The following is a 22,151-nucleotide window of genomic DNA, read 5'->3' as shown; positions in this document are numbered from 1 at the left end:
CGAACACAGCAGTTAAGCTCTTTAGCGCCGATGGTAGTTGGGGGGTTCCCCCTGTGAGAGTAGGACGTCGCTTCGCAAAAAACGAGGTACGAATTCGGTTCGTATCTCGTTTTTCTTTGTTTATTTTTAATGAATTATTTATGCGCCCGCACAATAATGTGTGAGGCGCTTTTTTGCTTCTTTCTTTTCTTTCTATATAAAGCGTAGAAAGCTATCTGTCGATTCAGCAGCTTTGCAGAAAAAAACCTCTTGTTTATCATTTGTCGCAATGATGTATTCATGTTCGCCTCGCTTTTCTTTGCGTCAAAAACTTTCAAGCTTTTACTTGCATGTAGATGCAAAAAACGCCATCAATTGTTCGCAATTACTGTATACTTTTCTTGTTATAATGAACAAAACTATAGGAGTGCATACAACAATGTCAAAAAAACAACTTTGGTTTGACGTCGAAGAATTGGAAACAATTGAGCAATGTTTGGAAAGAATGAAGCAACAAGGCTATATGCCAGTGGGGCGACGTGAAGAACCAATTTTTCATATCGTAAATGGTGAACCGACAGTATTACGTCAAAAAATACAGTTTAAAGGCTTAAAAGTAGAAGAATAATTAATGTACAGTTGAAAAACCGAACAATATTGTTTTCTGAAAATTTATCGTTCGCATTTTTTCGTTGACGCACTGCAAATGTGTTGTTAAAATGTGAGAAGGAAAAACATTATTGAATCCCTCATATATGCTAGAGAATTGGCTCTAGTGTTTCTACCCGGCACCGTAATGCTGGACTATGTGGGAAAGCAACTTTTGGTGCGGTAACGATAGAAAGGTGTGAGCTTCATGGAGAAACCACAAACTTTATTATCACAAGGTGTCCTCAAGTAATCTGCTTTCTTATCATAGATATGATGAGAAGTAGATTGTTTGAGGACTTTTTTTGTCTTACTACATCTGAACAAGAGATTCATTAATGAGAACAAGTAAATCTACATTTTTGGAACTTTAAAGGAGCGTAATTTATGAATCCGAAAATCGGTGTCATTATGGGCAGTTCAAGTGATTGGGAAACGATGAAGCATGCTTGCGATATTTTAGACGAATTACAAATTCCGTATGAAAAGCAAGTTGTTTCAGCACACCGTACGCCAGACTTAATGTTTGAGTACGCAGAAGCTGCACGAGGGCGTGGCATTCATGTCATTATTGCCGGTGCAGGCGGTGCAGCACACTTACCAGGAATGGTTGCAGCAAAAACGACATTACCTGTTATTGGCGTGCCGGTACAATCACGTGCGTTAAATGGCTTAGATTCATTATTATCAATCGTACAAATGCCTGGGGGAGTGCCAGTTGCTACTGTAGCAATCGGTAAGGCTGGTGCAACGAATGCAGGTTTACTTGCAGCACAAATTCTTTCAACGACTGACGAAGCGATTGCAGCGCGTTTAGAAGCGCGTCGTGAAGCAACAAAACAGCAAGTGCTAGAAAGCTCAGGTGACTTACTGTGACAAAAATGATTTATCCAGGGCAAACAATTGGTATTATCGGTGGCGGTCAACTCGGTCGTATGATGGCAATTGCCGCGAAAGAAGCAGGCTTTAAAGTAGCGGTGTTAGAACCTTCAATGGATTCACCGTGTGGGCAAGTAGCAGATATTCGCATCGTTGCCAATTATGACGATGAGGCAGCGTTAGAGGAATTAGCAGAAGTAAGTGATGTCATCACGTATGAGTTTGAAAACATCGATTATGACGGCTTAAAACGTTTAACGACAATCGCCTATGTACCACAAGGCGCAGAGCTTGTTCGCATTACGCAAAACCGTGTAACGGAAAAAGCAGCGATTGTTGAAGCTGGATGTCCAGTAGCACCTTATATTGTAGCTAATACATATGAAGAATTAGTTGCGCAAATTGAAACGATTGGCTATCCTTGCATCGTGAAAACAGCACGAGGCGGTTATGACGGTAAGGGACAGCAATTATTAAAAAGTAACGAGGATTTACCACTTGCAGAAAGTTTATTTGAACATTCACAATGCATCGCAGAAGGATTTGTACCATTTACAAAAGAAATTTCAGTGATTGTTCAGCGTAACGGTAACGGCGAAACGTGTTGCTTACCGGTAGGCGAAAACATTCATGTTCATCATATTTTACACGAAACAATCGTGCCAGCACGTATTGATGAAACGACAGCACAAAAAGCAGAGAAAGCGGCGACACAAATTGCAGACTATTTAGATTTAGTCGGTACAGTCGCTGTAGAAATGTTTGTATTAGAGAACGGGGATATCGTTATTAACGAATTAGCACCGCGTCCGCATAACTCAGGGCATTATTCAATCGAAGCTTGTAATGTGTCACAGTTCCATCAGCATATTCGCGCTGTGTGTGGTTGGCCATTACGTAAACCGAAGCTATGGGCACCGTCGATTATGGTGAACGTTCTAGGACAGCACGTAATGCCACTAAGCAACTCCATTTCGAACTACCCGGATTGGTCACTTCACTTATATGGCAAGGCGGAAGCGAAAGTAAACCGCAAAATGGGCCATGTGACGATCATGACGGAAGATGTTGAGAGAACATTAGTTGAAATTGAAAAATCTGGTATTTGGCCAGAATAAAGGAGCAAACTACAGATGATTGAACGTTATACGAGACCCGAGATGGGCGCAATTTGGACAGAGCAAAATCGTTATCAAGCATGGTTAGAAGTGGAAATTTTAGCATGTGAGGCATGGGCTGAGCTTGGTGATATTCCGAAAGAGGATGTTAAATTAATTCGCGAAAACGCGTCATTTGACATTGACCGTATTTTAGAGATTGAGCAAGAAACACGTCACGATGTAGTAGCATTTACTCGTGCGGTATCTGAAACACTGGGTGAAGAGCGCAAATGGGTTCACTACGGATTAACGTCAACAGATGTAGTCGACACAGCACTTTCATATTTAATTAAACAAGCGAATGATATTTTACGTAAAGACATTCAAAACTTTATCGACATTATTGAAGCGCGCGCAAAAGAGCATAAAAACACGGTTATGATGGGACGTACGCACGGTGTACATGCAGAGCCAACAACATTTGGCTTAAAACTTGCATTATGGCGTGAAGAAATGCTGCGTAACCAAGAGCGTTTTGAAGCAGCAGCAAAAGTAATCGAAACAGGTAAGATGTCAGGTGCGGTTGGGACATATGCCAATATCGACCCAGCAGTAGAAGCATACGTTTGTAAAAACTTAGGTTTAGCTGCCGCAACGATTTCAACGCAAACATTACAGCGTGACCGTCACGCACAATATATGTCGGCATTAGCATTAATTGCTGCATCAATTGAAAAGTTTGCGACAGAAATTCGTGGCTTACAAAAATCAGAAACGCGTGAAGTGGAAGAGGCATTTGCAAAAGGCCAAAAAGGCTCGTCTGCAATGCCGCATAAACGTAACCCAATTGGTTCTGAAAATATGACAGGTATGGCACGTTTAATGCGCGGTTACATGGTAACAGCGTTTGAAAACGTAGCGTTATGGCATGAGCGTGATATTTCACACTCGTCAGCAGAGCGCGTAATCATTCCTGATGCAACAATCACATTAAATTATATGTTAAACCGCTTTGGCAACATTGTGAAAAACTTAACGGTATTCCCTGAGAATATGAAGCGCAATATGACACGTACATTTGGCTTAATTTATTCTCAACGTATTTTACTAGCGTTAATCGACAAAGGATTATCACGCGAGGAAGCATACGATACAGTTCAGCCACTAACAGCACGTGCATGGGATGAGCAAACGCAGTTCCGTCCACTGGTAGAAGCAAATGAAACAATTACTTCGCATTTAACACCGGAAGAAATTGAAGACTGCTTCGACTACAACTATCATATTCAACAAGTTGATATGATCTTTGAACGTCTAGGACTAAACTAAACTGGGGGAATCACACAATGAATAAAGGTCAGCTTTTATATGAAGGTAAGGCAAAACGTTTATACGCCACAGAGGATGAGCAAATCCTCTTTGTGGAGTATAAAGATAGCGCAACAGCATTTAACGGTGAGAAAAAAGCCGAAATTGATGGTAAAGGTAATCTTAATAACAAAATCACAACCTTAATATTCGAAAAATTACAAGCAGCCGGAATTGCGTCACATTTCGTAAAACAATTGTCGCCAAACGAACAGCTTGTACGTCGTGTAGATATTATTCCAATTGAAGTTGTAGTGCGCAATATTGCAGCAGGCAGCTTATCGAAGCGTTTAGGCTTTGACGAAGGAACAGCACTACCACGTCCAATTGTTGAATATTATTACAAAGATGATGCACTTGGTGATCCACATATCACAACGGAGCATATTGATGTATTAGGGATTGCAACTGCAACAGAAGTAGAAGAACTGTATAAGCAAGGGTTAGCAGTAAACGATATTTTACGTCCACTATTTGCGGAGGTAGGTGTTGAGCTAATTGACTTTAAGCTAGAGTTTGGACGCGATGGAGCAGGCAATGTGTTATTAGCAGATGAAATTTCACCAGATACATGTCGCTTATGGGATGCTACTACAGGACAAAAGCTCGACAAAGATGTATTCAGACGTGACCTAGGTAACTTAACAGAAGTATATGAAATCATTCTTGAAAAACTTGGAGGCAAATAATAGTCATGAAAAAGGTTAAAATTTACGTAACGTTAAAAGAGAGCATTTTAGACCCACAAGGTTCAGCAGTACAAGGTTCATTACACAAAATTGGTTACGAAGAAGTTGCAGATTTACGTATCGGTAAATATTTAGAAGTAACAATCGCTGACACGGATCGCGATGTGGACGCAATCGTAAAAGAAATGTGTGAAAAAGTGTTAACTAATACGGTAATCGAAAACTACCGTTATGAAATCGAGGAGGCTTAATTCCATGAAATTTGCAGTACTCGTTTTCCCAGGGTCTAACTGTGATATCGATATGTATCATGCGATCAAAGACGAATTAGGTGAAGAAGTAGAATACGTTTGGCATACAGAAACAAGCTTAGAAGGCTTCGACGGTGCATTAGTACCAGGTGGCTTCTCATACGGCGACTACTTACGTTGTGGCGCAATGGCGAACCAATCAAACATTATGACAGCGTTAAAAGACTTTGCAGCACAAGGTAAGCCAGTATTAGGTGTATGTAATGGATTCCAAATCTTAACAGAGTCAGGTTTATTACCAGGCGCACTATTACGTAATAAAAACCTTAAATTCATGTGTCGTACAGTGACGTTAAAAGTAGAAAACAACAACACATTATTTACAAACCAATATGCGGCGGGTGAAGAAATTCAAATCCCAATCGCACACGGTGAAGGAAATTACTACTGTGACGATGCGACATTAGCGCAGTTACAAGCGAATAACCAAATCGTGTTCACATATTCAGGTGAAAATCCAAACGGTTCTTTAGAAGACATCGCAGGGATTGTAAACGAACAAGGTAACGTTCTTGGAATGATGCCTCACCCAGAGCGCGCAGCAAACGAAATCGTTGGCGGAGCAGACGGTCTAAAATTATTCAAATCAATTGTTAAGCAGTGGAGGGAACAACATGTCAACAACTAAATTCGAGCCAACAGCGGAGCAAATTAAAGAGCAACGTCTGTATGCTGATATGGGTATGACAGATGCAGAGTACGACTTAGCTGTCGAAAAATTAGGGCGTATGCCAAACTGGACAGAAATCGGTTTATTCTCTGTAATGTGGTCTGAACACTGTTCTTATAAAAAGTCAAAGCCAGTATTACGTAAATTCCCAACGTCAGGTCCTCAAGTGTTACAAGGTCCTGGTGAAGGTGCAGGGATTGTTGATATCGGTGATGAGCAAGCGGTTGTATTCAAAATGGAATCACATAACCACCCATCTGCTATCGAGCCGTACCAAGGTGCAGCAACAGGTGTAGGCGGGATTATCCGTGACGTATTCTCAATGGGCGCACGTCCAATCGCGATGTTAAACTCATTACGCTTTGGTGAATTAAAATCAGCGCGTGGTAAATATTTATTTGAAGAAGTTGTCGCTGGTATTGCTGGTTACGGTAACTGTATCGGAATTCCAACAGTTGGTGGCGAAGTCCAATTTGACCCTTGCTATGAAGGCAACCCGCTTGTAAATGCAATGTGCGTTGGATTAATCGACCATAAAGACATTCAAAAAGGTGTAGCAGCAGGTGTTGGCAACACGGTTATGTACGTAGGGGCAAAAACAGGTCGTGACGGTATTCACGGGGCAACATTCTCATCTGAAGAATTATCAGAAGAGGCTGACGAAAAGCGTTCAGCAGTTCAAGTTGGTGACCCATTCATGGAGAAGCTATTACTTGAAGCTTGTTTAGAAGTTGTAAAATCAGACGCTCTTGTTGGGATTCAAGACATGGGTGCAGCAGGTTTAACATCATCTTCAGCAGAAATGGCTTCTAAAGCAGGTACTGGTGTAGAAATGAACTTGGATTTAATTCCTCAACGTGAAACAGGCATGACGGCTTACGAAATGATGCTTTCTGAGTCTCAAGAGCGTATGTTAATGGTTGTAAAAGCTGGTCGCGAAGATGAAATTAAAGTAATTTTTGATAAATATGATTTAGACGCAGTAGCAGTAGGTCGCGTAACAGACGACAAAATGTTACGTCTTATCCATAACGGTGAAGTAGTGGCAGAAGTACTTGCTGATGCACTTGCAGAAGATGCACCAGTATACATTATGCCAGAAGCAGAGCCAGCATACTTTGCAGAGTACCAAGCAATGGAAAATGCTGAGCCAGCTGTAACGGATTATAAAGAAACATTATCTGCTTTATTACAAGCGCCAACAATCGCTTCTAAAGAGTGGGTATATGACCAATACGATTACCAAGTACGTACAAACACAGTCGTAGCACCTGGTTCAGATGCTGCTGTATTACGTGTGCGCGGTACAAATAAAGGTTTAGCAATGACTACAGACTGTAACTCTCGCTACATTTACTTAGACCCAACAACAGGTGGTAAAATTGCAGTTGCAGAAGCGGCACGTAACATCGTTGCTTCAGGCGGTAAGCCACTTGCCATTACAGACTGCTTAAACTTCGGTAACCCAGAAAAACCAGAAATCTTCTGGCAAATTCAAAAATCAGCTGACGGTATCGCTGCAGCATGTTTAGCATTAGATGCACCAGTTATCGGTGGTAACGTGTCAATGTACAACGAACGTTCAGGTGAAGCGGTTTACCCAACACCAACAATTGGTATGGTTGGTCTTGTACAAGATTTAGCACATGTAACGACACAAGATGTGAAAAACGCAGGCGACATCGTGTATGTAATCGGTGAAACGAAAACAGAATTCGGTGGTTCTGAATTACAAAAGCTTGTAGAGGGACGTATTTTCGGTCAAGCACCGACAATCGACTTAGACGTAGAAGCGAAGCACCAAGCACAAGTTCTTGAAGCGATTCAAGCAGGTGTTGTTGCATCAGCACATGACGTATCAGAAGGTGGTTTAGCAGTAGCACTTGTTGAATCAACATTCGCTGCAAACGGCTTAGGGATTCAAGCAACACTTTCAGGTTCAGCAACAACAGCATTATTCTCTGAGTCTCAATCTCGCTTCGTGATTACCGTGAAGCCAGAACATAAAGAAGCATTTGAAAAAATCGCAACAGACGCAACAGAAATTGGTGTCGTAACAGACGATGCAAAACTTACATTAAACGGAGACGCTGGCGTGTTAGTAGAAGGTTCAGTGGAGGAATTCCGTTCTGCTTGGAAAGGAGCAATCCCATGCTTACTGAAATCAGAGGCTTAAACGAGGAATGTGGCGTCTTTGGCATATGGGGCCATCAAGAAAGTGCACAGCTAAGCTATTATGGCTTACATGCACTACAACACCGAGGACAAGAAGGAGCAGGTATCGTCGTGACAGATGGCGAAACTTTGCGTCCGGTTAAAGGTGAAGGTTTAGTAAATGACGTATTTAATGAAGAAAAACTACGTGCAGCGACAGGTCATGCGGCCATCGCGCACGTACGTTATCCAACTGCTGGTGGTGGGGGCATTGAAAACGTACAGCCACTATTATTTCGTTCATCAACAGGTACTTTAGCGATTGCGCATAACGGGAACTTAGTAAATGCTAATCACTTAAAGCAAAACCTAGAGCGTTCAGGGAGTATTTTCAATTCAACATCTGATACAGAAGTAGTTATTCACTTAATTAAAAAGTCGTCGCACTCACCGTTCCGAGCGAAAGTGAAAAATGCATTATCTTTATTAAAAGGTGCATTTTCACTGCTGATTTTAACAAAAGATATGATGATTGTTGCGCGTGACCGTAACGGTTTACGTCCACTCGCATTAGGTAGATTAGGCGATGCTTGGGTTGTGGCATCTGAAACATGTGCATTTGATTTAATCGGTGCAGAATTTGTACGTGATGTACAGCCAGGCGAACTACTGTACATTACTAAAAATGGTTTAGAAGTCGATAGCATTATTGAAGAGCAACATCCGCGCGCAATGTGTGCGATGGAATATGTATACTTTGCACGTCCTGACTCAAATATTGACGGTGTAAATGTACATATGGCACGTAAACGTATGGGTCGTGAATTAGCACGTGAATGTGGCTCTATTGAAGCGGATGTTGTAACCGGTGTACCGGATTCATCGCTATCATCAGCGATTGGTTTTGCAGAAGAAAGTGGGATTCCATACGAATTAGGTTTAATTAAAAACCGTTATGTGGGCCGTACTTTTATTCAGCCAACACAAGAGCTACGTGAGCGCGGTGTTAAAATGAAGCTTTCACCGGTTGTACAAGTGGTGAAAGGAAAGCGTGTCGTGATGGTTGATGATTCAATTGTACGTGGTACGACATCAAGACGTATTGTACGCATGTTAAAAGAAGCAGGGGCAGCGGAAGTACATGTCATGATTACATCACCACCAATGACAAATCCATGCTTTTACGGCATTGATACATCAACGCCTGAACAATTAATTGCTGCGAGTCACAATGTGGAAGAAATTCGTGAAGCGATTGAAGCGGACACATTAACATTTTTAACACCTGAAGGCATGGTGCGTGCCACTGCGCGTCCATTTAATGATGCAGATGGTGGGTTATGTATGGCATGCTTTACAGGGAAATACCCAACAGAAATTTATTCAGATACAGTTTTACCACACGAAAAAGAGTGTTAACGTCATGCGCATTCGTGCGAGATGCACGAATGCGTTTTTTATAAGCGTTCAGCTAGGTATTCAAAAAGTGTGAATGATGCGTTTTAAAATTTAGGAGGATCAAGATGTCGAAAGCATATGAACAAGCAGGCGTAAATATTGAGGCAGGTTATGAGGCGGTTCAACGTATGAAGTCTCATGTTGAGCGTACAAATCGTTTAGGTGTAATGGGGACATTCGGTGGGTTTGGCGGTATGTTTGACCTGTCTACATTGAACTTAAAAGAGCCGGTATTAATTTCAGGTACAGATGGCGTTGGGACAAAATTAAAATTAGCATTTATGGTAGATAAACACGATACAATCGGAATCGACTGTGTAGCAATGTGTGTAAATGACATCGTTGCACAAGGCGCAGAGCCATTATACTTCTTAGACTACGTAGCAGTAGGAAAAGCGGAGCCAGCGAAAATCGAGCAAATCGTAAAAGGTGTGGCAGATGGTTGTGTACAATCAGGTGCAGCATTAATCGGTGGCGAAACAGCAGAAATGCCAGGGCTATATGAAGAAGATGAGTATGATTTAGCAGGGTTTGCAGTAGGTGCATGTGAGAAAGCAGATATCGTAACAGGTGAAAAGATTACAGAAGGCGATGTATTAATCGGTATCGCTTCAAGTGGTGTTCACTCAAATGGTTATTCATTAGTACGTAAAGTTGTCTTTGCAGATCATAACTATGCAGTCGATGCAGTCGTAGAAGGCTATGAAGATTTAGGCCCGATTGGCGAAGCATTACTCGTACCGACAAAATTATACGCAAAACCAGTACTTGCAGCATTAAAAGCAGCGGACGTTCATGGCTGTGCACACGTAACAGGTGGCGGTTTCTATGAAAACTTACCACGTATGATGCCAGAAGGGTTAGCGACTGAAATTGATTTAGGTTCTTGGCCAGTATTACGTATCTTTGAATTCCTAAAAGATAAAGGGCAATTAGCAGATAAAGATTTATATAATGTATTTAATATGGGTATTGGTTTCGTTATTGCCGTGCCACAAGCAGACGCAGATAAAGTAATTGCAGCAGTTGAAGCAAACGGTGAAAAAGCTTTCACAATTGGTCGTGTTGTCAAAGGTGAAGGGGTTATTTTCAACGGAGAGCATGATGGGAGCTTAGTGTAATGACAGCAAACATTGCGGTATTTGCTTCAGGAAGTGGTTCGAACTTCCAAGCGATTCAAGAAGCGATTGTACGTGGTGAACTAGATGCTAACATTGCACTAGTTGTAACGGATAAGCCAGGCGCATATGTCGAAACACGCGCAGCGAACTTTGATATTCCAGTGTTCGCGGTAAGCCCGAAAAGCTTTGCTTCAAAAGCGGCATATGAGCAAGCAATTGTCGATGAACTACGCGCAAATAACATCGAGTGGGTTGTATTAGCGGGTTATATGCGCTTAGTATCCGACACATTATTAACAGCGTATGCATCGAAAATCGTCAATATTCATCCATCCCTATTACCGTCATTCCCAGGAAAAGATGCAATCGGTCAAGCGCTAGCACACGGTGTGAAAGTAACGGGCGTAACGGTGCATTTTGTCGATGAAGGTATGGATACAGGTCCGATTATTGCACAAATAGCAGTGGACGTAATTGATGGCAACCGTGAGCTTACAGAAGCAGCGATTCATAAAGCAGAGCATAAACTGTATACACAAGCATTACAACAATTATTTGCTGGCAAAGTGCGAGTAAATTAAAGAATCGTTTCATCGTTTACAACATGAAGACGTTACGCAGCGTAGCAAGCAAAAACATGCCGCTTACGCTGATACAAAAAGCAACATTACATTCAAGGAGGCAGTCGTCGTGACTAAACGCGCACTTATTAGTGTTTCAGATAAAAATGGTATTTTAGAGTTTGCAAAAGAATTAGTAGCACTTGGCTATGAAGTATTATCAACAGGTGGTACAAAACAGTTATTACAAGATAATAACGTTGCCGTAACAGCGGTTGATGAAGTAACGAAGTTCCCAGAAATTTTAGATGGACGTGTGAAAACATTAAATCCAATGATTCACGGTGGTCTTTTAGGGAAATTTGATGAGCCAAGCCACGTTGCGCAAATGGAAGAGCACGGGATTGAGCCAATTGAAATCGTTTGTGTAAACCTTTACCCATTCGTTGAAACAATTTCAAAGCCAAATGTATCATGGGATGATGCAATCGAAAACATCGATATCGGTGGTCCAACAATGCTACGTTCTGCAGCGAAAAACCATGATTATGTAACAGTAATCGTAGATGCGAACGACTACACGCAAGTACTTGCTGAATTAAAAGCAGATGGCAAAACAACGATTGAAACACGTCGTGCATTAGCTGCAAAAGTATTCCGTCATACAGCAGCGTATGATGCATATATTTCAAATCACTTAACATCTGCTATTGGTGAAGAGTTCCCAGAAAACTTAACCGTAACGTATGAATTAAAGCAAAATTTACGCTATGGTGAAAACCCACACCAAAAAGCAGCGTTTTACCAAAAGCGTCTAGGTTCAGATTTCTCGATCGCGTATGCAACACAATTACACGGGAAAGAACTTTCTTACAACAATATTCAAGATGCAAATGCAGCCTTACAAATTGTGAAAGAGTTCGATAAGCCAGCAGCAGTAGCTGTGAAGCACATGAACCCTTGTGGTGTTGGTACAGGTGCAACAATTGAAGAAGCCTTCAACAAAGCATATGAAGCAGACCCAACATCTATCTTTGGTGGTATTATTGCACTAAACAAAGAAGTAGATGCAGCAACAGCTGAAAAGTTATCAACAATTTTCTTAGAAATTATTATTGCACCTTCATTCACAGAAGAAGCATTAACAATTTTAACAGCGAAGAAAAATATTCGTTTAATGACAATCGACTTCTCACAAGCGAAGCAAGATCAATTCAACGTAGTATCAGTTGAAGGCGGCTTACTTGTACAAGAGCCAGACCGTTTTGGCTTTAACGAAGCGGATATTAAAGTTGTGACAGACCGCGAGCCGACAGAAGCGGAGTGGGATGCTATGAAACTTGGTTGGTCAGTTGTGAAACATGTAAAATCAAACGCTATCGTTGTAACAGATGCACAAATGACGTTAGGCGTTGGTGCTGGTCAAATGAACCGCGTAGGCGCAGCGAAAATTGCGTTTGAGCAAGCGGGTGAAAAAGCAAAAGGGGCAAGCTTAGCATCAGATGCCTTCTTCCCAATGAGCGATACAGTAGAAGCAGCAATTGCAGCAGGTATTACAGCAATCATTCAACCAGGTGGTTCTATTAAAGACCAAGACTCGATTGATGCAGCAAATAAAGCAGGTATTACAATGGTATTCACAGGTGTACGTCACTTTAAGCACTAATCTTGTACAAAATCAAAAAATAATAGATTTTAATAGCAACTGACGACAACTCGCAGTATAATAGAATACATGCTTCGTTCCTATTCTGGCCGGATAGGCACGAAAAGCGTTTCAGACAATACCGTTCACATCGCCGTCTTCTGGCCGGAGACATTGCGATGTAAGGGTAAGGTTAAACCACTTTGGCCGGGGGTTTAATCGACTTAAAAAACAAAGCTATTGCTATCAACTTTGGTCGGGGGATAGCCGTAGTACATATTATGCTACGGATTATACAACACTATTCTGGTCGGATACTGGTGTATTGTTCGGCATAATAAAAAACGCTCGCCTCTTTTTAGGCGGGCATTTTTTATAAACTTTTTTAAGTAGAAGCGCTTCTATTGAGCGGTTGTCCGTTAGTCAACGGAGGAGAACAGTATGAATATTTTAGTAATCGGTAGCGGTGGTCGTGAACACGCCATTGCCAAACAATTTAACGAAGCCCCATCAGTAACGAACGTATTTGTGGCACCAGGAAATGACGGGATGAAGCAAGATGCACAAGTTGTTGCCATCGATGCGCTTGACTTTGAAGCGTTAGCAACGTTTGCAAAAGACAATGATGTTGCGTTAACATTTGTTGGTCCTGAGCAACCACTTGCAGCAGGTATTGTTGATTATTTTAACGAGCAAGGTTTGACAATTTTCGGGCCGACAAAAGCAGCGGCACAAATTGAAGGGTCTAAGTCGTATGCAAAGGAAATCATGAACAAATATGATATTCCAACAGCTGCGCACGAAACGTTTACAGAAGCTGATAAAGCAGTGGCGTACATTCAAGCACAAGGCGCACCAATCGTTATTAAAGCGGACGGTTTAGCAGCGGGTAAAGGTGTAATCGTTGCGATGACGGAAGAAGAAGCGATTGAAGCAGTACAAGATATGATTGGTAACCAACGTTTCGGTGAGTCATCATCACGCGTTGTGGTAGAAGAGTTTTTAGACGGTGAAGAATTTTCATTTATGTCGTTCGTACATAATGGACAAATTTATCCAATGGTTATTGCGCAAGACCATAAACGCGCATATGACGGTGATAAAGGGCCAAACACAGGTGGAATGGGTGCGTATTCACCAGTGCCACAAATTTCAGATGATATCGTAAAAACAGCATATGACACAATCGTTGTGCCAACTGTAAAAGCGATGGAGCAAGAAGGCGTATCGTTTACAGGGATTTTATATGCCGGTCTTATTTTAACGAAAAACGGTCCGAAAGTAATTGAGTTTAACGCGCGCTTTGGCGACCCAGAAACACAAGTAGTACTACCACGTATGGCATCTGATTTCGGTTTATTTATGCAAGCATTAATGAATGAAGAAGCATTTGATTTACAGTGGTCAGAGGAAGCAATGCTAGGTGTTGTAATCGCAGCAGACGGCTATCCAGGGGATGTTGAAAAAGGCAATGCACTACCAAACTTAGACGCATTAAGTCAATCACATGCCGTATTCCACGCAGGAACGAAAGAAGTGGACGGTACATTTGTTGGCAATGGTGGTCGCGTATTATTAGTCGGTGCAAAAGCCGCGACATTAAAAGAAGCACAGCAAAAAGTATATGCTGGTATTCAAACGGAGAAATGGACGAACTTCTTCTACCGTACAGATATTGGCTGGCGTACATTTCAGTAAATAAATGCTTATGTTATGCTGAGGTAAAGCGAGAACAGCGTGCAGGACAGAAGTAGAAGAGTGACTGGGACAAAACGAAATATCCTTCAGCAACGACAACTGCTGAAGGATATTTTTCTGCTTTGTGTGCTACTCCACATAGCGGACGCGTTTCGCAGGCATGGCTTGAGGCAAACACGATGTTTGTCACATCTGCCCTGCCACACGACGTGGCGTTCTTGGCAGATGTTCCTCTTAGGAGTCTCAAGCTCATGCTCCTGCGGTTACTCGTCGCAGAAAAACATTGCTATTCCTGCTGAAGTCGCCGCTTGTGTCGGAACGCACCAACACATTTTTATCATCTCAATACACTGATTTTCATCAAAAATAGGGTTCTGTTCCAGCTTCTTTATTTTGTCCGCACGATGTTCTTTTTAAATGACATATGTATGAAATGTAAAATTTTAACCATTAGGAGGATTGCACTTTGCTATGTTAAAGTACGGTGTGGTACTATGAAGGAAAGAGTAGCTGTAAGGAGGAATGTTGTGTGTTTGAACCGGTTTGGAAAATGGGAGAAATTCGTAATCAAGTAGCGGTTATTGATGGTCTTGTTGCACCAACAATCGTCCTACAAAACGCACGTTATTTACATAGTGTTTTTCGTGATTGGCGCTTCGGCAATATTTGGATTGCTGGCGACCGTATTGTGTATGTAGGTGCAGAAATGCCTAAAAATATAACGAATACAGAAATTGTCGATGTGGCTGGAAAAACGATTGTACCAGGCTATATTGAGCCACATGTACACCCACATCAATTATATAATCCTATCTCATTTGCGAAATATGCGATGAAGACAGGAACATCGGTTATGCTTTGTGATAACTTAGTGTTATTTTTATCTTTGCCAAATAAGAAAGCGTTTTCAATTTTAGATAGCTGGAAGAAGCTCCCGACGCAGTTTTATTGGTGGGTGCGCTTTGATTCGCAGTCTCAGCTTGAGCATGAGTCCGAAGTATTTTCAATGGAAGCGGTGCTAGAATGGATTGAACGCCCGGATGTTTTAATGGGTGGTGAATTAACAGGTTGGCCACAGCTTATGGCTGGTGACGACCAAATGCTGTATTGGATACAAGCGGCGAAATTAAAAGGCAAAAAAATTGAGGCGCATTTACCAGGAGCTTCTGAAAAGACGCTCGCCAAAATGCGTTTATTCGGTGCGAATGGTGACCATGAGGCGATGACCGTTGATGAGGTTGAGGCACGCATTAACCAAGGTTATGCTGTGACGCTACGCCATTCATCGATTCGCCCAGATTTACCAGAGCTTTTAAAAGGTATTATGGAACGTCAGTGGAATATTTTCCATCATTTAATGATGACAACAGACGGTTCAACATCAACATTTTATGAAGACGGCATTATGGATAAGTGTATTCGCGTGGCATTAGAAGCGGGCGTTTCACCAGTCGATGCGTACAATATGGCAAGTTATAATGTAGCGAAATATTACGGGGTGTCGAATATACACGGCATGGTCGGAACAGGTCGATTTGCGACACTTAATATACTTGAAGATGAATTTCATCCAACACCACAAGCAGTTATGGCAAAAGGGCAGTGGATGTACCGTGATGGTGAGGAAGTATATGACTGGCCTGAAACAGATATGGCACAACTTGGGCAATTAAATATTGATTTTGCGCTAACAGAAGAGGATTTCCAATTCTCGATGCCATTTGGAATTGAGCTTGTGAACAATGTTATTACAAAGCCGTATAGCGTCAATTTGCATCTTAATAAAGGTTCAGTTGTCCAAAATGAAGATGAATGTTATTTAATGCTGCTTGATAAATATGGGCATTGGCGTGTCAATACGTTCATTAAAGGCTTTGTCGGTAATGTAGAAGGCTTTGCGTCCTCGTATTCTACAACGGGTGATATTATTTTAATCGGTAAAGATATTCAAGCGATGAAACAAGCATTTGAACGCTTGAAGCAATTGAACGGTGGGATTGTCCTAATTGAACAAGGCGAAGTTGTACATGAAATTCCATTAACGGTGGCTGGCTGTATGTATGATGGAACGATGGAGCAGTTAATCGAAGTGGAACGTACATTAATTCATGTGTTAGAACAACGTGGATTTTCAAAAGGCGACCCGGTATATAGCTTATTGTTTTTACAGTCGACTCATTTACCGTATATTCGCATTACACCAAAGGGCTTATATGACGTCATGAAAAAGAAAATTTTAATGCCTGCAATTATGCGATAATACAACAATCAAGGAAAATAGGAATAAATTTGCTAAGGCTTTAGCAATTTAATCTGAAAAAGTGTTTTTCTCTTTTTATGCGAATCTGATTGGTGTTAATATAGGAGAAGTAATATAAAGTGTTTGTAAAATATATGTGGAGTGGCATATATGTGAAATAGAGCAGATAGCACGAAAAGGGAGGAATTTATGATGCAAATTGAAAAAATTCGAGGACATCAAACAGAGCAGCTATTTAAAGCGGTTTTAGAATTAAAGGACATCGAGGAATGCTACAAGTTTTTTGATGACTTATGCACAATTAGCGAAATTCAATCGTTAGCACAACGATTTGAAGTAGCACATTTATTACGTTTAAAAAAGACGTACGAAACAATTAAAAAGGAAACGGGCGCATCAACTGCGACAATTTCGCGTGTACGTCGTTGCTTCGACTACGGAAATGACACATATGATGAAATGTTAGGTCGTCTTTATCCAGACGAAAAACCGTTCCAACCAGGAAAAGGCACAAAATAATACTGCATAGCTGAGGTTCAAGGGACGCATACTTGGAACTCAGCTTTTTTATTGTCACGTGAAATGCATAATCATCTAAATTCCGCTATACTAAGGCAAGAACAAAATGTTAAAGGTAGGTTACGGAAAATGGATTACAAACAGTGGAGACACGTATTTAAAATAGACCCAGCAAAAACAATTTCAGATGAAGATTTAGAGCGTGTGTGTGAATCGGGCACAGACGTTATTTTAGTTGGCGGTACGGACGGCATTACACTTGATAATGTACTGGATATTTTAGTACGTGTACGTCGTTTTAGTGTGCCGGTTGCACTTGAAATTTCAACAATTGATGCGATTACACCAGCATTTGATTATTACTTCATTCCAACTGTATTAAATAGTGAGAACCCGAAATGGATTAAAGGTTTACACCATGAAGCGATTAAGCAGTTCGGCGATGTGATGGTATGGGATGAGCTTGTAGCAGAAGGATATTGCGTGCTAAATCCAGATTGTAAAGTAGCGCATGCAACGGAAGCAAAAACAGATTTAAGTATTGATGATGTTGTGGCGTATGCCCGTTTAGCAGAAAATTACTTTAAGTTACCGATTTTTTATGCGGAGTATAGTGGCACATATGGTGATGTCGAAGTGGTGAAAGCTGTAAGTGAAGTATTAGAAAATACGCGCCTATTTTACGGTGGTGGCATTACAAACGTTCAACAAGCAGCGGAGATGGCACAATACGCCGATACAGTCGTTGTTGGCAATATTATTTATGATGATTTAAAAGCGGCATTAAAAACAGTAGACGCTGTAAAAAATGTGATAAAATAAGAACAAATGTTCACTTTTGTGAGTGTAGAGTAAAGAGGTGTAAATGTGGAGCATATTACGAAAAATTTATTACAAGGTATGAATAAAGAGCAAGAAGCAGCGGTAAAGGCAACGGAAGGCCCGCTGTTATTAATGGCAGGTGCAGGTTCGGGGAAAACACGTGTATTAACACATCGTATTGCGTATTTAATTGTTGAGAAGCAAGTGTACCCATCGAATATTTTAGCGATTACATTTACGAATAAAGCAGCACGTGAAATGCGAGAGCGAATTGATGGCATTTTAGGTGCAGGTACAGGTGAGCGTATGTGGGTATCGACATTCCACTCGATGTGTGTACGTATTTTACGTTACAATATTGACCGCATTGGCTACTCGAAAAACTTTTCGATTTTAGATGGTAGTGACCAGCTTTCAGTTGTGAAAGGTGTGTTAAAGGAACAAAATATCGACCCGAAAAAGTACGACCCACGTGCGCTTTTAAATACGATTAGTTCAGCGAAAAATGAAACGATTGATGTAGCAACGTTTAAGGCGAATGCGAATATGAACAATCCATTCGAAAAAATTGCGGCGCAAGTATATGAAGGCTATCAAGAGCGTTTACAGCGCAATCAATCTTTAGATTTTGATGATTTAATTATGAAGACGATTGATTTATTTAAGCAAGTACCGGATGTGTTAGAGTACTATCAAAATAAATTCCAGTATATTCACGTCGATGAGTACCAAGATACGAATAATTCGCAGTACCAGCTTGTACAATTACTTGCGGCGAAGTTTAAAAATATTTGTGTTGTTGGTGACTCGGACCAATCGATTTATCGTTGGCGCGGAGCAGATATCGGTAATATTTTATCGTTTGAAAAAGATTATCCAAATGCGCAAGTGATTTTACTCGAGCAAAATTATCGTTCAACAAAAACGATTTTAGAAGCGGCAAACGGCGTTATTTCAAACAATTCAAGTCGCTACAAAAAAGCGTTACGCACAGACAATCCACAAGGTGAGCGCATTACGTTATTTAAAGCATCTAATGAGTTCGAGGAAACGCGTCATGTTGTCGATACGATTAAAACATTAATGCGTACAGAAGGACGTAAATTACAGGATTTTGCGATTTTATATCGTACGAACGCACAGTCACGTGGTATGGAAGAAACGCTTGTGAAATCGAATTTACCGTATCAAATTGTTGGCGGTACAAAATTCTATGACCGTAAAGAAATTAAAGATATTTTGGCGTACTTACGTCTTATCGCAAACAATGACGACGACTTATCGCTCGCACGTATTATTAATGAACCAAAGCGTAGTATTGGTGGCACATCATTTGATAAAATGCTTGATTTTGCGGTGCAGTATAACCGCTCTATTTTTGACTCCTTACAAGAAGTCGACTTTATGGGCTTAACGGCTCGTGCTGCGAATGCTGCTATGAAATTCCGCGAGATGATTGAAAACTTTACGAAGCAGTCAGAGTTTTTATCGGTTACGGAGCTTGTCGAGCTTGTGATTGACAAGTCAGGTTACCGCGCAATGCTTGAAGGTGAAAAGTCGATTGAAGCGCAAAGCCGTCTTGAGAACTTAGAGGAGTTCTTAACGGTAACAAAGGCGTTTGAGGCGCGCAGTGAAGACCAATCATTAATTGCCTTTTTAACAGATTTAGCGCTAATTGCGGATATTGATGCACTCGATGAAGAGGAAAAAGAGCAAGGCACAATTATTTTAATGACGATGCACGCTGCAAAAGGATTAGAATTCCCCGTCGTATTCATTATTGGGCTAGAGGAAAATATTTTCCCACATGCGCGTTCATTGGAAGATGATGATGAAATGGAAGAGGAGCGTCGTTTGATGTATGTCGGCACAACGCGTGCTGAGGAACGTTTATACTTATCTTGCGCAGGTTCGCGTACCATTTTTGGGCGTAGTCAATACAATCGTCCATCGCGCTTCTTGGATGAAATTCCGCAGCAGTTAATCGAGCATGTATCGAAAGCGCAACCTCGCGCGGCAACATTTGACCGCTATCGTCCGCAAACACAGCAACGTACGACGACACCGACATATAGTGCACCGAAGCCAGCAGGACAAAGTTGGAAAGCCGGCGATAAAGCGGTGCACAAAAAATGGGGTACAGGGACAGTTGTGACCGTACGCGGCGAAGCAGATGATATGGAGCTAGATATTGCATTCCCAGGTGAGGGCATTAAACGTCTACTTGCAAAATTTGCACCAATCGAGAAAGCGTAAGCAGGAGGTTTATATGAACGAATTAGAAAAACGTCTAGAAGAATTACATGAGTTATTGCATCAATACGGCTATGCGTATTATGTGTTAGACAATCCTGTTGTCCCTGATGGTGTGTATGACCAGCTAATGAATGAATTAATCGAATTAGAAACGCAAAATCCATCGTTTATTTATCCACATTCACCGACGCAGCGTGTTGGCGGTACAGTGCTCGCAGGCTTTGAAAAGGTGACGCATACAACACCGATGCTGAGCTTGTCGAATGCCTTTAATGAAGAGGATTTACGTGACTTTGACCGTAAAATCCGCCAAGCAATTGGCGATAAGTTTTCCTATGTATGTGAGCTGAAAATCGATGGTTTAGCGATTTCATTGCGTTATGAAAATGGTGTATTTGTACAAGGTGCAACGCGCGGTGACGGCTCAGTTGGTGAAGATATTACGACGAATTTAAAAACGATTAAAGCGATTCCGCTACGTTTAACGAAACCGGTGACGATAGAGGTGCGCGGCGAAGCGTATATGCCAAAATCGTCATTTGATGCATTAAATGTCCAACGTGCAGAAGATGAGCTGGAGCTATTTGCGAATCCACGTAATGCAGCGGCAGGTTCATTGCGTCAGCTGGACCCGAAAATTGCTGCAAGCCGTAATTTATCGACATTTATTTATTCGGTTGGTGGCGACGGCGAACAGTATGGCATTAGTGGGCATGATGCGATGCTGACGTATTTAGACGAGCTAGGATTTAAAACGAACCGTGAGCGTCAAGCATGTATATCGATTGACGAGGTGCTTGCTTACATTGAAAAATGGACGACAGCACGACCAGATTTACCATATGAAATTGATGGTATCGTTATTAAAGTAGATAGCTTTGCACAGCAAGACGAGTTAGGGTTTACAGCGAAAAGTCCACGTTGGGCAACTGCATACAAATTCCCAGCAGAAGAAGTTATGACGAAGTTAGTCGATATTGAATTAACGATTGGTCGTACCGGTGTGGTAACGCCAACTGCCATTTTAGAGCCAGTGCTTGTCGCTGGAACGACAGTGCAACGTGCGTCTTTACACAATGAAGATTTAATTAAGGAAAAAGATATTCGCATAGGTGATACCGTGATTATTCGGAAGGCAGGCGATATTATTCCTGAAGTTGTGAGTGTCGTATTAGAGCAACGACCAGACGGAACAATTCCGTATGAAATGCCGTCTCACTGTATAGCGTGTGAAAGTGAACTTGTGCGTATTGAAGGTGAAGTGGCACTGCGTTGTGTCAACCCGACATGCCCTGCTCAATTAGCAGAGGGGATTAAGCATTTTGTGTCACGTAATGCGATGAATATTGATGGTTTAGGTGAAAAAGTTGTTGAGCAATTATTACGTGAACAATATATTCAAGATGTGGCAGACCTATATGATTTGCAAGTAGAGCGTTTAATGGAACTAGAGCGTATGGGGCTGAAATCTGCGACAAACCTAGTGGAAGCGATTGAAAAATCAAAGGCAAATTCACTAGAGCGTTTATTATTTGGCTTAGGCATTCGTCATGTAGGTGAAAAGGCGGCGAAAATTTTCGCGGCACATTTCGGCTCATTGGATGCGTTAAAAGCTGCAACGGTTGAAGAATTAACAGCGATTCATGAAATCGGTGACAAGATGGCTGATTCTGTCATTGCGTATTTTGAGAATGAAGACGTTCAGCAGTTAATCGATAAGCTGAAGGCTGCTGGTGTGAATATGGAGTTTACAGGCAAAAAGGTAGAAGTCTCACAAATTGATAGCATTTTTGCAGGCAAAACAGTCGTGTTAACAGGGAAACTGACACAGCTAACGCGCAACGAGGCAAAGGCACAGCTTGAAGCACTTGGCGCAACGGTATCCGGTAGTGTCAGCAAAAAAACAGACTTAGTGATTGCGGGCGAAGATGCGGGTTCTAAGCTGGCGAAGGCGGAGCAGCTAGGTATTGATGTTTGGGATGAGGCACGCCTAATTGAACAATTAGCGTAAGGA

General features: G+C 41.5%; 18 protein-coding genes, 1 rRNA gene and 1 riboswitch. All 19 genes read left to right on the top strand.

Annotated features, from left to right (window positions below; all coding sequences use genetic code 11):
• Positions 1-76: ribosomal RNA gene (rrf, locus tag A6M13_RS16710) — 5S ribosomal RNA — on the top strand; the annotation flags it as partial.
• 342 nt (positions 77-418) lie between these two features.
• The gene (locus A6M13_RS06930) at positions 419-607 is read left to right on the top strand and encodes an NETI motif-containing protein (RefSeq protein WP_066544282.1); all 189 of its coding nucleotides are present in this window, start codon (positions 419-421) and stop codon (positions 605-607) included.
• A 101-nt stretch (positions 608-708) separates the two neighbouring features.
• Positions 709-806: riboswitch (purine riboswitch) on the top strand.
• A 208-nt stretch (positions 807-1,014) separates the two neighbouring features.
• Positions 1,015-1,503, top strand: a complete 489-nt coding sequence (gene purE, locus A6M13_RS06925; RefSeq protein ID WP_066544278.1) for a 5-(carboxyamino)imidazole ribonucleotide mutase — start codon at positions 1,015-1,017, stop codon at positions 1,501-1,503.
• A complete protein-coding gene (purK, locus tag A6M13_RS06920) occupies positions 1,500-2,624 on the top strand; it encodes a 5-(carboxyamino)imidazole ribonucleotide synthase (protein WP_066544275.1) in 1,125 nt (374 codons plus the stop codon). Before purE ends, purK begins: the two co-directional genes overlap by 4 nt.
• A 15-nt stretch (positions 2,625-2,639) precedes the next feature.
• A complete protein-coding gene (gene purB / locus A6M13_RS06915; RefSeq protein ID WP_066544272.1) occupies positions 2,640-3,935 on the top strand; it encodes an adenylosuccinate lyase in 1,296 nt (431 codons plus the stop codon).
• Positions 3,936-3,952: 17 nt separating this feature from the next.
• Complete coding sequence (gene purC / locus A6M13_RS06910; protein WP_066544269.1) at positions 3,953-4,663, top strand: phosphoribosylaminoimidazolesuccinocarboxamide synthase; 711 nt, start codon at positions 3,953-3,955, stop codon at positions 4,661-4,663.
• 5 nt (positions 4,664-4,668) lie between these two features.
• The gene (purS, locus tag A6M13_RS06905; protein ID WP_066544264.1) at positions 4,669-4,914 is read left to right on the top strand and encodes a phosphoribosylformylglycinamidine synthase subunit PurS; all 246 of its coding nucleotides are present in this window, start codon (positions 4,669-4,671) and stop codon (positions 4,912-4,914) included.
• A 4-nt stretch (positions 4,915-4,918) separates the two neighbouring features.
• Positions 4,919-5,602 carry a phosphoribosylformylglycinamidine synthase subunit PurQ gene (gene purQ / locus A6M13_RS06900; RefSeq protein WP_066544262.1) on the top strand — a complete coding sequence of 228 codons (684 nt, stop codon included), beginning with the start codon at positions 4,919-4,921 and terminating at the stop codon, positions 5,600-5,602.
• Positions 5,589-7,820: a phosphoribosylformylglycinamidine synthase subunit PurL gene (gene purL / locus A6M13_RS06895; protein WP_066544260.1), complete on the top strand. Its 2,232-nt coding sequence runs from the start codon at positions 5,589-5,591 to the stop codon at positions 7,818-7,820. Before purQ ends, purL begins: the two co-directional genes overlap by 14 nt.
• Positions 7,796-9,217 (top strand): amidophosphoribosyltransferase, encoded by a 1,422-nt coding sequence (purF, locus tag A6M13_RS06890; RefSeq protein ID WP_066544256.1) that lies wholly within the window; start codon positions 7,796-7,798, stop codon positions 9,215-9,217. The genes purL and purF overlap by 25 nt, the downstream gene beginning before the upstream one ends.
• 104 nt (positions 9,218-9,321) lie before the next feature.
• On the top strand, positions 9,322-10,377 hold the full coding sequence (gene purM / locus A6M13_RS06885; protein ID WP_066544253.1) for a phosphoribosylformylglycinamidine cyclo-ligase: 1,056 nt from the start codon (positions 9,322-9,324) through the stop codon (positions 10,375-10,377).
• Positions 10,377-10,958 (top strand): phosphoribosylglycinamide formyltransferase, encoded by a 582-nt coding sequence (gene purN, locus A6M13_RS06880; protein WP_066544250.1) that lies wholly within the window; start codon positions 10,377-10,379, stop codon positions 10,956-10,958. Before purM ends, purN begins: the two co-directional genes overlap by 1 nt.
• A gap of 109 nt (positions 10,959-11,067) precedes the next feature.
• The gene (gene purH / locus A6M13_RS06875) at positions 11,068-12,603 is read left to right on the top strand and encodes a bifunctional phosphoribosylaminoimidazolecarboxamide formyltransferase/IMP cyclohydrolase (RefSeq protein ID WP_066544247.1); all 1,536 of its coding nucleotides are present in this window, start codon (positions 11,068-11,070) and stop codon (positions 12,601-12,603) included.
• A 420-nt stretch (positions 12,604-13,023) separates the two neighbouring features.
• On the top strand, positions 13,024-14,280 hold the full coding sequence (gene purD / locus A6M13_RS06870; protein WP_066544244.1) for a phosphoribosylamine--glycine ligase: 1,257 nt from the start codon (positions 13,024-13,026) through the stop codon (positions 14,278-14,280).
• Positions 14,281-14,809: 529 nt separating this feature from the next.
• Complete coding sequence (locus A6M13_RS06865) at positions 14,810-16,540, top strand: adenine deaminase C-terminal domain-containing protein (protein WP_141680912.1); 1,731 nt, start codon at positions 14,810-14,812, stop codon at positions 16,538-16,540.
• Positions 16,541-16,732: 192 nt separating this feature from the next.
• Positions 16,733-17,059, top strand: a complete 327-nt coding sequence (locus tag A6M13_RS06860; protein ID WP_066544242.1) for a YerC/YecD family TrpR-related protein — start codon at positions 16,733-16,735, stop codon at positions 17,057-17,059.
• 129 nt (positions 17,060-17,188) lie between these two features.
• The gene (pcrB, locus tag A6M13_RS06855) at positions 17,189-17,881 is read left to right on the top strand and encodes a heptaprenylglyceryl phosphate synthase (protein ID WP_066544239.1); all 693 of its coding nucleotides are present in this window, start codon (positions 17,189-17,191) and stop codon (positions 17,879-17,881) included.
• Positions 17,882-17,926: 45 nt separating this feature from the next.
• Entirely contained in the window at positions 17,927-20,137 is a 2,211-nt protein-coding gene (gene pcrA, locus A6M13_RS06850) for a DNA helicase PcrA (protein WP_066544237.1), read from the top strand.
• 13 nt (positions 20,138-20,150) lie between these two features.
• Positions 20,151-22,148 (top strand): NAD-dependent DNA ligase LigA, encoded by a 1,998-nt coding sequence (ligA, locus tag A6M13_RS06845; protein WP_066544235.1) that lies wholly within the window; start codon positions 20,151-20,153, stop codon positions 22,146-22,148.
• Positions 22,149-22,151 lie beyond the last annotated feature (3 nt).

The organism is Caryophanon tenue, from assembly GCF_001700315.1.
Lineage (GTDB): Bacteria > Bacillota > Bacilli > Bacillales_A > Planococcaceae > Caryophanon > Caryophanon tenue.
Note: the sequence above shows the minus strand (reverse complement) of the source record. Positions and strands in the feature narration are given on the sequence as shown.